This is a genomic window from Quadrisphaera sp. DSM 44207 (assembly GCF_900101335.1).
Taxonomy (GTDB): Bacteria; Actinomycetota; Actinomycetes; order Actinomycetales; family Quadrisphaeraceae; genus DSM-44207.
Genome location: NZ_FNKA01000002.1, coordinates 499,187 through 512,595 on the forward strand (window position 1 = coordinate 499,187; position 13,409 = coordinate 512,595).

The window sequence follows — 13,409 nt, forward strand, 5'->3', positions numbered from 1 at the left end:
CGACCTCCCGACCTCCCGACCGGCACCTCCCGACCGGGACCCCCGACAAGGAGCACGGACATGAGCAACCCCGCACTGACCGCCCTCAGCCAGGCCGGCGTGTCGATCTGGCTGGACGACCTCTCCCGCGAGCTGACCGACTCGGGCGCGCTGCAGCAGCTGATCGACGACAAGAACGTCGTCGGGGTCACGAGCAACCCGACGATCTTCGCCTCGGCGCTGGCCAAGGGCGACCGCTACACCGAGCAGCTCGCCGAGGTCGCCGCCCGCGGCGGCGACCTCGAGCAGGTGGTGGAGCAGGCGGTCCTGGAGGTCACCACGACCGACGTGCGCAGGGCCTGCGACATCTTCGCCCCCGTCTACGAGGCGAGCGGGGGCCAGGACGGGCGGGTCTCCCTCGAGGTCGACCCGCGCCTGGCCCACGACCGCAGGGCCACCGAGGAGGCCGCCCGCACGCTGTGGCGGACCGTGGACCGGCCCAACCTCATGATCAAGATCCCGGCCGTGGAGGACGGGCTGCCCGCCATCACCACCGCCCTGGCGGAGGGGATCAGCGTCAACGTCACGCTGATCTTCAGCCTCGACCGCTACCGGGCCGTGATGAACGCCCACCTGACCGGCCTGGAGCAGGCCCGCGAGAAGGGGCTGGACCTCTCCCGGATCCAGTCGGTGGCCAGCTTCTTCGTCTCCCGGGTGGACACCGACGTGGACGCGCGGCTGAACGAGATCGGCACCGAGGAGGCGCTCGCCCTGCGCGGGAAGGCGGCGCTCGCCAACGCCCGCCTGGCGTTCCAGGCCTACGAGGAGGTCCTCGCCTCCCCGCGCTGGCAGGTCCTCGCGGACGCCGGGGCCACGCCGCAGCGGCCGCTGTGGGCCTCCACCGGGGTGAAGAACCCCGACTACCCGGACACCCTCTACGTCTCCGAGCTGGTCACGGACGGCGTGGTCAACACCATGCCGGGATCCACCCTGGAGGCGTTCGCCGACCACGGCGAGGTGCGCGGCGACACGGTGCGCGGCACGTACGAGGAGGCCTCGCAGGTGCTCGACGCCCTGGCGCGCCTGGGCATCTCCTACTCCGAGGTCGTCGAGGGCCTCGAGCGCGAGGCCGTGAGCAAGTTCGAGAAGTCCTGGGGCGAGCTGACCGGCACGGTCCGCGACGAGCTCGAGCGCGCCGCGATCCAGGCCGGCGGTGACCGGTGACGAGCAGCACCCCCAGCACCGGTCCCACCACCGGTCTCGGCGTCGAGGTCTCCGGCGCCGCCGAGGACGCCGTCCGCACCCGCCTGCCCTCCCTGCTCTCCGACCGCGTCGCGTCCCGGCTCGCGTCCGGTGACGCGACCCTGTGGGGCCCGGCGGCCGAGGAGGAGGCGTCGAAGCGGCTGGGGTGGGTGCACCTGCCCACCTCCTCCCGCCCGCTCGTGGAGCGGATCACCGCGCTGCGCGAGCAGCTGCGCGCCGAGGGCGTCGACCACGTCGTGCTGTGCGGCATGGGCGGCTCCTCGCTCGCGCCCGAGGTGATCACGGCGACGGCCGGCGTGGAGCTGACGGTCCTCGACGGCACCGACCCCGACCAGGTCGCCCGCGCCCTGCACGACCGGCTCGAGCGCACGGTCGTCGTGGTCAGCAGCAAGTCCGGCTCCACCGTGGAGACCGACAGCCAGCGCCGGGCGCTGGAGGCCGCGATGACCGAGGCGGGCATCGACGCGAGGAGCCGCGTCGTCGTCGTCACCGACCCCGGCTCGCCGCTGCAGCAGGCCGCCACCGAGGCCGGCTACCGCGCCGTGATCGAGGCCGACCCGACCGTCGGGGGCCGCTACTCGGCGCTGACGGCGTTCGGGCTCGTGCCCTCCGGGCTGGCGGGCGCGGACGTCGGGGTCCTGCTGGAGGAGGCCGCCGCGGTCACCGAGGTGCTCGCCGCCGACGACCCGCTCAACCCCGCGCTCGTCCTCGGCGCCGCCCTCGGCGGCAGCGAGGGCCGCGACAAGGTCGTCGTCGTCGACGACGGCTCCGGGCTCGTCGGCTTCGGGGACTGGGCCGAGCAGCTGATCGCCGAGTCCACGGGCAAGGAGGGCACCGGCCTGCTCCCCGTCGTCGTCGCCTCCGCGGACGACCCCGAGGTCCTCGACCCGCCCCCGGACGTGCTCGTGGTGCACCTGACGCGCTCCGTCTCCCCCGACTTCGCGCACCGCCCCGAGCGCGCCGAGGTGGCCGTGGCGGGCACCCTGGGCGCGCAGGTGCAGCTGTGGGAGCACGCCGTCGCCGTCGCCGGGAAGGTGCTGGGGATCAACCCCTTCGACCAGCCGGACGTCGAGAGCGCCAAGGCCGCTGCCCGCGGCCTGCTCGACGCGACGCCCGAGCCGGAGCCGGCGCAGCTGGTCGACGGCGCGATCGAGGTGCGCGCCACCCCCGGCCTGCTCGACGGCGTGAGCGACGCCGCGGGCGCGGTCGAGGCGCTGCTCGGGCGGCTGGACCCGCAGCGCGGCTACCTGGCGGTCATGGCCTACCTCGACCGCCTGGGCCACCCGGAGCTGGAGCGGGTGCGCCCGGCGCTCGCCCGGCGCACCGGGCGGCCGGTCACCTTCGGGTGGGGGCCGCGGTTCTTGCACTCCACCGGCCAGTACCACAAGGGCGGGCCCGCCACGGGCGTGTACCTGCAGGTCACGGCCGCGCCGAGCGGCGACCTGGAGGTCCCCGGGCGGCCGTTCACCTTCGGGCAGCTGGTCAGCGCGCAGGCCGGCGGCGACGCCGCCGTGCTCGCCGACCACGGCCGTCCCGTGCTGCGCCTGCACCTGACCGACCGAGCTGCCGGCACCGCCCAGCTGCTCGACCTGCTGGGGGTCGGGGCGGCGGAGGCGGGAGGCGCCTCGTGAGCCGCGCGGGCGCGGACCCGCTCGTCGCGGCGAACCCGCTGCGCGACCCGCGCGACAAGCGCCTGGCCCGCATCGCCGGGCCCTGCGGCATGGTGCTGTTCGGCGTCACCGGCGACCTGGCGCGCAAGAAGCTCATGCCGGCGATCTACGACCTGGCCAACCGCGGCCTGCTGCCCCCGGGGTTCTCCCTCGTCGGCTTCGCCCGGCGCGACTGGGCCGAGCAGGACTTCGGCCGGGTCGTCTACGACGCGGTCCGCCAGCACGCCCGCACCCCGTTCCGGGAGGAGGTCTGGCAGAACCTCGCCGAGGGCTTCCGATTCGTGCCCGGTGAGTTCGACGACCCGGCCGCGTTCGACAAGCTCGCCGAGACCGTCCTCCAGCTGGACGAGGAGCGGGGCACGGGCGGCAACCACGCCTTCTACCTCTCGATCCCGCCGCGCTTCTTCCCCGTGGTCACCGAGCAGCTGGAGAAGTCCGGGCTCGCGGCCCCCGTGGAGGGCCAGTGGCGGCGCGTGGTCATCGAGAAGCCGTTCGGCCACGACCTGGAGAGCGCCCGGGAGCTGAACGCCGTGGTGGAGCGGGTCTTCCCGCCGGACTCGGTGTTCCGGATCGACCACTACCTGGGCAAGGAGACGGTCCAGAACCTCCTGGCGCTGCGGTTCGCCAACGAGATGTTCGAGCCGATCTGGAACTCCAGCCACGTCGACCACGTGCAGATCACCATGGCCGAGGACATCGGCATCGGCGGCCGGGCCGGGTACTACGACGGCATCGGCGCGGCGCGCGACGTGATCCAGAACCACCTGCTGCAGCTGCTGGCGCTGACCGCCATGGAGGAGCCGGTCTCCTTCTCCGCCCGCGACCTGCGCGCGGAGAAGGAGAAGGTGCTCTCCGCGGTCCGGCTGCCCGCCGACCTCGACGCCGGCACCGCCCGCGGGCAGTACGCGCCGGGCTGGCAGGGCAGCGAGCCGGTGCGCGGCTACCTGGAGGAGGAGGGGATCCCCGACGACTCGGCCACCGAGACCTACGCGGCGGTGACCCTGGAGATCGACACCCGGCGGTGGGCCGGGGTGCCGTTCTACCTGCGCACCGGCAAGCGCCTGGGCCGGCGCGTCACCGAGATCGCGATCGTCTTCAAGCCGGCGCCGCACCTGCCGTTCGAGTCCACGGCGACCGAGGAGCTGGGCCGCAACGCCCTGGTGATCCGCGTGCAGCCGGACGAGGGCGTCACCCTCCGGTTCGGGTCGAAGGTGCCGGGCACCGCCATGGAGGTCCGCGACGTCACGATGGACTTCGGGTACGGCAACGCCTTCACCGAGTCCTCCCCCGAGGCGTACGAGCGCCTGATCCTCGACGTGCTGCTCGGCGACCCGCCGCTGTTCCCCCGCCACGAGGAGGTCGAGCTGTCCTGGCGGATCCTCGACCCGGTCATCGAGCACTGGGCCGGGCAGGGTCAGCCGCAGCCGTACCCGTCCGGGACCTGGGGGCCGGCGTCGGCCGACGAGATGCTGGCCCGCACCGGCCGCACCTGGAGGCGGCCGTGATCGTCGACATGCCGAACACGTCGACCGGGGCGATCGCCAAGCGGCTGGTCGACCTGCGCGAGACCGGCGGGGCGGTCGCCCTGGGGCGGGTGCTCACCCTCGTCGTCCCCACGGACGACGAGCGGGCCGAGGCGGCCATCGCCGCCGCCAACGAGGCCAGCCGGGAGCACCCGTGCCGGATCATCGTCCTGGCCCGCGGCGAGCGGCGGGGCACCATCCGCCTCGACGGCCAGATCCGCGTCGGCGGTGACGCCGGCGCCAGCGAGGTCGTGGTGCTGCGCAGCTACGGCCCGCTGTCCGACCACGCGGACTCGATGGTCATCCCGCTGCTGCTGCCCGACGCCCCCGTGGTGACCTGGTGGCCCGGCGAGCCGCCGGAGGACCCCGCCGCCGACCCCATCGGGGCGATGGGCCAGCGCCGCATCACCGACTCCGCGGCGAGCGCGGACCCGCCGGCCGCCCTGCGGCGCCTGGCCGCCTGCCACGGCCCCGGTGACACCGACTTCGCCTGGACCCGGCTGACCCTGTGGCGCGGCTACCTGGCCGCGGCGCTGGACGGGAGGCCCGAGGAGCCGATCACCGCGGCGGCGGTGACCGGCGCCGTCGACAGCCCCAGCAGCGACCTGCTCGCGGCCTGGCTGACCTGGGCGCTCGAGTGCCCGGTCACGCGGGTGAACGCCGATCCCGGCAGCGGCATCATCGGGGTGCGCCTGGAGCGGGCGTCCGGCGCGGTGGAGCTGGTGCGCCCCGACGGCCGCGTCGCCACCCTCACCCAGCCCGGGCAGCCGGACCGCCGCCTCACCCTGGCGCGGCGCGCGGACTCCGAGTGCCTCGCCGAGGAGCTGCGGCGCCTGGACCCGGACGACATCTTCGGCGACGTCGTCACCCGGGGCCTGCCGGCCCTGGAGGAGGAGGACGCCATCGGCGTCGACGAGGCGCAGCGGCGCGGCGCCATCACCCCTGCCGAGCAGGTGCGCCAGCGCGGGGAGGAGCTGGACGCCCACGCCGCCGAGGTCGCCCGCGGCATCGCCGGGGCCGAGCCCAGCGGCATCGAGCTCGAGGGGCCCAGCGGCCCCCTCGACGAGCAGGGCCGGCCCGCGGGCGAGGGCCACCGTCCCCAGGACGACGCGGTCGCGTCACCGGGGGGCGACCGGTCCGGGGAGTCCGGCGAGTCCGCGGACGCCCCGTGAGCCCCGCGCCGGTGGAGGTCCTCACCTCCCCCGACCGCGCGTCCCTGGCGGCCGCCGTCGCCGGCCGCCTGGTCACGCGCCTGGTCGATGTGCAGGCCCGGCGCGGACGGGCGGGTGTGGTGCTCACCGGCGGCACGGTGGGCACCGAGGCGCTGCGCCAGGTCGCGGCCAGCCCCGCCGTGCGCTCCGTCGACTGGTCGCGCGCGGACCTGTGGTGGGGCGACGAGCGCTTCCTGCCCGACGGGGACGGCGAGCGCAACGCCACGCAGGCGCGCGAGGCGCTGCTCGACGCGCTCACCCCCCTCGGGCTCGACCCAGCCCGCGTGCACGCCATGCCGGCCAGCGACGGCCCCGACGGCGACGACCCGGACGCCGCGGCCCGGCGCTACGCGCAGGAGCTCGCGCGCGTCGCCCGCGAGGCGGGCGTGCCGGGCCCGGTGCCCGTCTTCGACGTCCTGCTGCTCGGGGTCGGCCCGGACGGGCACGTGGCCTCGCTCTTCCCCGGCCACCCGGGGGCCGAGGAGGCCGGGGAGCCCGTGGTGGCGGTGCGCGACGCGCCGAAGCCGCCGCCGACGCGCCTGTCCCTGACGATGCCCGTCATCACCACGGCCGAGGAGGTCTGGTGCGTGGTCTCCGGCGCCGACAAGGCGGACGCCGCCGCTCGGGCCCTCGCCGGGCCGGGCGCGCTGCCCGCCAGCCGGGCCAGGGGCGTTCAGCGCACGCTGTGGCTCGTGGACGCCGACGCGGCCGGCGGGCTGCCGCCCGCCTGAGCCGCTCGCGTCCCGTCAGCCGACGGGACGCTGCCGGGCGCGGACCTTCTCCAGCGCGGTGGCGAGGATGGCCTCGCCGTCGGCGTCGCTGCGCCGCTCCTTCACGTACGCCAGGTGCGTCTTGTAGGGCTCGGTGCGCGGCGGGGCCGGCGGGTTCGCCCGGTCCTGGCCCGCGGGGAAGCCGCAGCGCTGGCAGTCCCACGTCTCGGGGACGTCCGAGCCGCCCTCCTGCGCGAAGCTCGGCTGGGTCTCGTGACCGTTGGCGCACCAGTACGACACCCGCCGGCGCGGCGCGGTGTCGCCGCGCTCCGCCTCGCCCATCGGTCCGGCGCCCACCCGGCTGCCGCGGATCGCGTTGCCACCTGCCACGGGAGTCTCCCTCGTGCTCGTGCCCGGCCGGTGCCGGAGCGGGTCGGGATCGGGCCTGCGGTGCCCGATCGGGGGTCGGTCAGGACGGGGTGGTCGGCTCGAACCGCTCGATCAGGCCCAGCAGGACCACCACGGAGGCCCACACCAGGGCCACCGCGATGGTGAAGCGGTTGAGGTTGCGCTCGGCCACGCCGGAGGAGCCGGCGCTCGTGGACATGCCGCCGCCGAACATGTCCGACAGCCCGCCGCCCTTGCCCTTGTGCAGCAGGATCAGCAGGGTCAGGAACAGGCTGGTCAGGGCCAGCAGCACCATCAGGACGATGCGCAGCGCGGTCACGGCTGCAGGGTACCGGTCACCGAGGCCCGCCAGGCCGTGCCGAGGCGCCGTGCCGAGGCCGGGCTCAGGCGGTGGTCCCGACGTGGTCGCCGAAACGGCAGATGGCGGCGAACTCCGCCGCGTCCAGGCTCGCGCCGCCGACGAGGGCGCCGTCGACGTCCGGGCGCGCCATGAGCGCCGCGACGTTGCCCGACTTCACGGAGCCGCCGTAGAGCACGCGCACCGCGTCGGCCACCTCGCTGCCGTGCCAGTCGGCCAGCCACCGGCGGATCGCGGAGCACACCTCCTGCGCGTCGTCGGGAGTGGCGACCTCCCCGGTGCCGATCGCCCAGACCGGCTCGTAGGCGATCACGACCTCGGGCAGGTCCGCGGCCTGCAGCCCGGCGAGGGAGCCCTGCAGCTGCTCGAGGACGTGGGCGACCTGGCGGCCCTCGCGGCGCACCTGGAGCGGCTCCCCGACGCAGACGATCGGGCGCATCCCGGCGCGGCGCACCGCGACGGCCTTCGCCGCCACGAGGGCGTCGTCCTCGCCGTGGAACTGGCGCCGCTCGCTGTGGCCCACCACGACGTAGCGGCAGCCGAGGCGGGCGAGCATCGGCGGGGCGACCTCGCCGGTGCGGGCCCCGGAGTCCAGGTGCGAGGCGTCCTGGGCGCCGTAGCCGACGGTCAGCTGGTCGCCCTCGACGAGGGTCTGCACGGTGCGCAGGTCGGTGAACGGCGGCAGGACGACGACCTCGACGGCGGCGGGGTCGTGCCCGGCGTCGCGCAGGGTCCAGGCCAGGCGCTGCACCAGCGCCGTCGCCTGCACGTGGTCGACGTTCATCTTCCAGTTGCCGGCCATCAGGGGCGTGCGGGCCATCGCGGGCTCCTCGGTCGTTCCAGGACGGTCAGGCCGGGCAGGGCTTCGCCCTCGAGGAGCTCGAGGCTGGCGCCGCCGCCGGTGGAGATGTGGCCGAAGGCGTCCTCGGCGAAGCCGAGGCCGCGCACCGCGGCGGCGGAGTCGCCGCCGCCGACCACGGTCAGGCCACCGCGGGCGGTGACCTCGGTGAGCGCCTGGGCCACCGCACGGGTGCCCTCGGCGTACGGGGCCATCTCGAAGGCGCCCATCGGGCCGTTCCAGAAGACCGTGCGCGCGTCGGCGAGCCGCTGCGCGAACAGCGTCGCCGAGCGCGGGCCGATGTCGAGGCCCATCCGGTCGGCCGGGATGGCCTCGACGCCGACGACCTCGTGGTCGGCGTCGGCCGAGAAGGCGGTCGCGGCGACGACGTCGACGGGCAGGACGACCTCGACGCCGCGCTCGGCGGCCGCGTCGAGGGAGCGGCGCACCGCCTCGACCTGGTCGGCCTCGAGCAGGGACCTGCCCACCTCGTGCCCCTGCGCGGCGAGGAAGGTGAAGACCATGCCGCCGCCGACGAGGAGGCGATCGCAGGTGCGGAGCAGGTTCTCGATCACCCCGAGCTTGTCGGAGACCTTGGCGCCCCCCAGGACGACGGCGTACGGGCGCTGCGGGTCCTCCACCAGGCGGCGCAGCACCCGGGTCTCGGCCAGCACGAGGTCACCGGCGGCGTGCGGCAGCCGCTGCGCGACGTCGTAGACGCTCGCCTGCTTGCGGTGCACGACGCCGAACCCGTCGGAGACGTACAGGCCGCCGCCGTCCGCGCCGCCCACGAGCGCCGCCAGCTCGTCGGCGAGGGCGCCGCGCTCGGCGTCGTCCTCGCTGGTCTCGCGCGCGTCGAAGCGCAGGTTCTCCACGAGCAGCAGCTCGCCGTCCCCGAGGGCCTGCGCCGCGGCGCGGGCCGACGGGCCGACGGTGTCCTCGGCGAAGCGCGCGGTCGTGCCCGCCAGCAGCTCGGCGATCCGCGCGTGCACCGGGCGCAGGGAGTAGCGCTCCTCCGGCGCGCCCCTGGGGCGGCCGAGGTGCGCGCACACGACCACCCGCGCGCCGGCGTCCAGGAGTCGCTGCCACGTCGGCAGCGACGCCCGGACCCGGCCGTCGTCGGTGATCCGAGCGCCGTCCAGGGGGACGTTGAGGTCGCTGCGCACCAGCACCCGCCGGCCGCGCAGGTCGCCCTGCGCGGCGAGCAGGTCGTCGATGGTCCTCACGCTGCGTGCCTCCCGGGCGGGGGTGCTCAGAGGTCCTTGCCGACCAGGGCGATCAGGTCGGCGAGGCGGTTGGAGTAGCCCCACTCGTTGTCGTACCAGCCGACGACCTTCACCTGGTCGCCGATCACCTTGGTCAGGCCGGCGTCGAAGATGCAGGACGCCGGGTCGGTGACGATGTCGGAGGAGACCAGCGGGTCCTCGGTGTACCTCAGGTAGCCCTTCAGGGTGCCCTCGGCGGCGGCCCTGACGGCGGCGTTGACCTCCTCGACGGAGGTCTCGCGGCCCACGGTGACCGTCAGGTCGGTGGCCGAGCCGGTCGGCACCGGCACGCGCAGGGCGTAGCCGTCGAGCTTGCCCCGCAGCTCCGGCAGCACCAGGCCGATCGCCTTGGCCGCGCCGGTGGAGGTCGGGACGATGTTGATCGCGGCGGCGCGGGCGCGGCGCAGGTCCTTGTGGGGGGCGTCCTGGAGGTTCTGGTCCTGCGTGTACGCGTGCACCGTCGTCATCAGGCCGCGCTGGATCCCGAAGGCCTCGTGGATGACCTTGGCCATCGGCCCGAGGCAGTTGGTGGTGCAGGAGGCGTTGGAGATGATGTGGTGCGACGCCGGGTCGTACTGGTCGTCGTTGACGCCCATGACGACGGTGAAGTCCTCGTTCTTCGCCGGGGCGGAGATGATGACCTTCCTGGCGCCGGCGTCGATGTGGGCGCGGGCCCTGGTGGCGTCGGTGAAGATGCCGGTGGACTCCACGACGACGTCGGCGCCCAGCTCGCCCCACGGCAGCGCGGACGGGTCGCGCTCGGCGAGGGCCTTGAAGCTCTTGCCGTCCACGCTGATCTCGTCGCCGCTGGTGCTCACGCCCTCCAGGCGGCCCAGCACCGAGTCGTAGGCGAGCAGGTGCGCCAGGGTGGCGTTGTCGGTCAGGTCGTTGACGCCGACGATCTCGATGTCGACGTCGGAGGCCTGCACGGCCCGGAAGAAGTTGCGCCCGATGCGGCCGAAGCCGTTGATGCCCACGCGGATGGTCACGACGGTGCCTCCTGGTCGGTGCGGCTCCACCGAGCCGCGGGGATGACTGGGTCTGCGGCACGACCCTAGGGGACGCAGCGTGACGCAGGACACAGGGGCCGCGCTGCGGCGGGCGGGCCGGAGCGGCTCAGGCGTCGAGCATGTCCGGGGTCAGGTTGGCGTCGGTGCCGGCGATGCCGAGCTCGGCGGCGCGGCGGTCGGCCATGGCCAGCAGCCGGCGGATCCGCCCCGCCACGGCGTCCTTGGACATCGGCGGCGAGGCGAGCGCGCCGAGCTCCTCCAGCGAGGCCTGCTTGTGCTCCAGGCGCAGGGAGCCGGCCGTGCGCAGGTGCTCCGGGGCGTCGTCCCCGAGGATCTCCAGCGCCCGCTCGACGCGGGAGCCGGCCGCGACGGCGGCGCGCGCCGAGCGGCGCAGGTTGGCGTCGTCGAAGTTGGCCAGCCGGTTGGCGGTGGCGCGCACCTCCCGGCGCATGCGCCGCTCCTCCCACACCAGCACGGCGTCGTGGGCGCCCAGGCGCGTGAGCAGGGCCGCGATGGCGTCGCCGTCCCGGATGACGACGCGGTCGACGCCGCGCACGTCGCGCGCCTTGGCGCTGATCTGCAGCCGGCGGGCGGCGCCGACGAGGGCCAGGGCCGCCTCGGGGCCGGGGCAGGTGACCTCCAGCGCGGAGGAGCGGCCCGGCTCGGTCAGGGAGCCGTGCGCGAGGAACGCGCCGCGCCACGCGGCCTCGGCGTCGCAGACGGCGCCGGCGACCACGTGCGGCGGCAGGCCCCGCACCGGGCGGCCGCGGCCGTCGAGCAGGCCGGTCTGGCGGGCCAGGGCCTCCCCGTCGCGCACGACCCGGACGACGTAGCGCGACCCGCGCCGCAGCCCGCCGCCAGCGATGACGAGGACCTCGCTGGCGGCGCCGTAGACCTCCGCCAGGTCGCGGCGCAGCCGGCGCGCCGTGGCGCCCGCGTCGACCTCGGCCTCGACCACCACGCGCCCGGAGACGATGTGCAGGCCGCCCGCGAACCGCAGCAGCGAGGAGACCTCGGCCTTGCGGCAGCACGAGCGCTGGACCGGCAGACGGCTGAGCTCGTCCTTCACCTGTGCCGTCAGAGCCATGGCCCAATCCTGCCACCGCGACACGCCCGAGCGCGGGCGAAACCGGCGAAACGCCACCGGCGCGCGGACGGGCGGGAGGGGTCAGCCGACGTCGCCCCAGGCGCCGTCGAAGACGTCGCGGAAGGCGGCGGCCAGGCGCAGCGGGTCGTGCTCGGGCACGCCGCCGCGCCCGACCTGGCGCAGCACCAGGCGCGCGCCGGCGGCCTCGGCGGAGGTGGCGAGGTCCTCGACGTCCTCGACGGCGCTGGGGTCGGCGAGGACGACGTCCAGGCGCAGCCGCGGGGCGTGGGCGGTCAGGGCCCGCACGTGGTCGGCGGCGGACAGGCCCGTGGCCTCGCCCCGCTGCGCCGAGAGGTTGAGCACGAGGCAGCGGCGGGCGGGCGTGGCCTGCAGCGCCGCCGCGAGGTCCGGCACGAGCAGGTGCGGGGTGACGCTGGTGAACCACGAGCCGGGGCCGAGGACGACCCAGTCGGCCGCCAGGACGGCCTCGACGGCCTCCGGGCGCGCCGGCGGGTCGCCCGGCAGCAGCCGGACGCCGGCCACGCGACCCTCGGTGGTGGCCACCGCCACCTGGCCGCGCACGACCTCCAGGCGCTCGGGGTCCGGGTGCAGGCCCGCGACGTCGGCCTCGATCCGCAGCGGCACGGACGACATCGGCAGCACGCGCCCGCGCGCGCCGAGCAGCTGGGCGACGAGGTCGAGGCCGGCCACGGCGTCCCCCAGCTGCTCCCACAGGGCGACGATGAGCAGGTTGCCCACCGCGTGGTCGTGCAGGGCGCCGTCGGTGTGGAAGCGGTGCTGGAGCACGTCGCGCCAGGTGCGCCCCCACTCGGTGTCGTCGCACAGCGCCGAGAGGGCCATGCGCAGGTCCCCGGGCGGCAGGACGCCGAACTCCTCGCGCAGCCGGCCGCTGGAGCCGCCGTCGTCGGCGACGGTGACCACCGCCGTCAGCCGCTCGGACAGGTGGCGCAGGGCCGACAGCGACGCCGCCAGCCCGTGACCTCCCCCGCAGGCGACGACGGCGGGGCCGGCGCCGGCGCGGCGCCGCCGCCCCGGCAGCTGCCCGGGGCGGCGGGGGGCGGCGGCGCTCACTCGCGGCCCAGGTCCCGGTGCGCCACGCGCACCGACGGGCCGCCCTCGCCGGTCGCCGCCCGCAGCCGCGCGGCGAGGGCCTCGGACATCGCCACGGAGCGGTGCTTGCCGCCGGTGCAGCCGATCGCGATGGTCGCGTAGCGGCGGTTCTCGCGCGCGTAGCCGGCGAGGACGGGCTCGAGCGCGGCGGCGTAGCGGTCGAGGAACTCCCCGGCGCCCTCCTGCCCGAGCACGTAGTCGCTGACGGGCGCGTCCCTGCCCGTGTGGGGGCGCAGCGCGGGCACCCAGTGCGGGTTGGGCAGGAAGCGGACGTCGACGACGTGGTCGGCGTCCGTGGGCAGGCCGTACTTGAAGCCGAAGGAGACCAGCGTCAGGCGCAGGCGCGTGCGGTCGACGTCCCCGAAGACGTCGGTGACGGCCGCGCCGAGCTGGTGGACGTTGAGGTCGGTGGTGTCGATGACGACGTCGGCGGCGGCGCGCAGGTCCCGCAGCAGCTCCCGCTCGGCGACGATCCCGTCCAGGACGCGCCCCTCCTCCTGCAGCGGGTGGGGGCGGCGCACCGACTCGAAGCGGCGCACGAGCACGGCGTCGCTCGCCTCGAGGAAGAGCACGCGGTGGCGCACGCCGCGCTGCTCCAGGCCCGAGAGGGCGGAGAACAGGTCGGCGGAGAAGCCGCGGCCGCGCACGTCGAGGACGACGGCGACCCTCGGCACGGTCCGCGACGCCCCGGCGGCCAGCTCCGCGAGGGGCGCGAGCATCTGCGGGGGCAGGTTGTCGACGACGTACCAGCCGAGGTCCTCCAGCACGTGGGCCGCGGTGGAGCGGCCGGCGCCGGACAGGCCGGTGACGACGAGCAGCTCGGAGGCCTGCGGCAGCTCGGGGGCCTGCGGCGCCTCGGCGGTGGTCACGGCGCCCATCGTGCCAGCGCCGCCTGCGTCCCGAGCGCGGTTCTGGGCCGGGTCGCTCGGCCAGGGCGGTCAGCTGGGCGCGCGTGC

Annotated in this window: 13 protein-coding genes; 5 read left to right on the forward strand and 8 right to left on the reverse strand. The window is 75.9% G+C overall.

Annotation, left to right across the window (positions count from 1 at the left end; genetic code table 11):
• Positions 1-60: 60 nt before the first annotated feature.
• Genes tal through pgl form a run of 5 tightly spaced genes read left to right on the forward strand, consistent with a single transcriptional unit; the run spans position 61 to position 6,377 of the window.
• Positions 61-1,203 (forward strand): transaldolase, encoded by a 1,143-nt coding sequence (gene tal / locus BLS82_RS08520; RefSeq protein WP_092864001.1) that lies wholly within the window; start codon positions 61-63, stop codon positions 1,201-1,203.
• The gene (locus BLS82_RS08525) at positions 1,200-2,873 is read left to right on the forward strand and encodes a glucose-6-phosphate isomerase (RefSeq protein WP_092864004.1); all 1,674 of its coding nucleotides are present in this window, start codon (positions 1,200-1,202) and stop codon (positions 2,871-2,873) included. Before tal ends, BLS82_RS08525 begins: the two co-directional genes overlap by 4 nt.
• The gene (gene zwf, locus BLS82_RS08530; protein ID WP_092864007.1) at positions 2,870-4,417 is read left to right on the forward strand and encodes a glucose-6-phosphate dehydrogenase; all 1,548 of its coding nucleotides are present in this window, start codon (positions 2,870-2,872) and stop codon (positions 4,415-4,417) included. Before BLS82_RS08525 ends, zwf begins: the two co-directional genes overlap by 4 nt.
• Positions 4,414-5,607, forward strand: a complete 1,194-nt coding sequence (locus tag BLS82_RS08535) for a glucose-6-phosphate dehydrogenase assembly protein OpcA (RefSeq protein WP_092864010.1) — start codon at positions 4,414-4,416, stop codon at positions 5,605-5,607. The genes zwf and BLS82_RS08535 overlap by 4 nt, the downstream gene beginning before the upstream one ends.
• Entirely contained in the window at positions 5,604-6,377 is a 774-nt protein-coding gene (gene pgl / locus BLS82_RS08540; protein ID WP_092864013.1) for a 6-phosphogluconolactonase, read from the forward strand. The genes BLS82_RS08535 and pgl overlap by 4 nt, the downstream gene beginning before the upstream one ends.
• Before the next feature lie 15 nt (positions 6,378-6,392).
• On the opposite strand, the gene BLS82_RS08545 is transcribed toward pgl, so the two are convergent.
• The 8 genes from BLS82_RS08545 to rapZ all read right to left on the reverse strand — a co-directional run bounded on the left by BLS82_RS08545 (position 6,393) and on the right by rapZ (position 13,331).
• A complete protein-coding gene (locus BLS82_RS08545; RefSeq protein WP_092864016.1) occupies positions 6,393-6,746 on the reverse strand; it encodes an RNA polymerase-binding protein RbpA in 354 nt (117 codons plus the stop codon).
• A 79-nt stretch (positions 6,747-6,825) separates the two neighbouring features.
• Positions 6,826-7,083: a preprotein translocase subunit SecG gene (gene secG / locus BLS82_RS08550; protein WP_092864019.1), complete on the reverse strand. Its 258-nt coding sequence runs from the start codon at positions 7,081-7,083 to the stop codon at positions 6,826-6,828.
• Positions 7,084-7,147: 64 nt separating this feature from the next.
• Positions 7,148-7,942, reverse strand: coding sequence for a triose-phosphate isomerase (tpiA, locus tag BLS82_RS08555; protein ID WP_092864022.1), 795 nt, complete (start codon positions 7,940-7,942; stop codon positions 7,148-7,150).
• Complete coding sequence (pgk, locus tag BLS82_RS08560; protein WP_092864026.1) at positions 7,924-9,186, reverse strand: phosphoglycerate kinase; 1,263 nt, start codon at positions 9,184-9,186, stop codon at positions 7,924-7,926. Before pgk ends, tpiA begins: the two co-directional genes overlap by 19 nt.
• 26 nt (positions 9,187-9,212) lie before the next feature.
• Complete coding sequence (gene gap, locus BLS82_RS08565) at positions 9,213-10,214, reverse strand: type I glyceraldehyde-3-phosphate dehydrogenase (protein WP_092864029.1); 1,002 nt, start codon at positions 10,212-10,214, stop codon at positions 9,213-9,215.
• A gap of 127 nt (positions 10,215-10,341) precedes the next feature.
• Positions 10,342-11,322: a DNA-binding protein WhiA gene (whiA, locus tag BLS82_RS08570; RefSeq protein WP_092864032.1), complete on the reverse strand. Its 981-nt coding sequence runs from the start codon at positions 11,320-11,322 to the stop codon at positions 10,342-10,344.
• 81 nt (positions 11,323-11,403) lie between these two features.
• Positions 11,404-12,414, reverse strand: coding sequence for a gluconeogenesis factor YvcK family protein (gene yvcK / locus BLS82_RS08575; RefSeq protein WP_255378224.1), 1,011 nt, complete (start codon positions 12,412-12,414; stop codon positions 11,404-11,406).
• Positions 12,411-13,331, reverse strand: coding sequence for an RNase adapter RapZ (gene rapZ / locus BLS82_RS08580; protein ID WP_092864035.1), 921 nt, complete (start codon positions 13,329-13,331; stop codon positions 12,411-12,413). Before rapZ ends, yvcK begins: the two co-directional genes overlap by 4 nt.
• Positions 13,332-13,409: the final 78 nt, after the last annotated feature.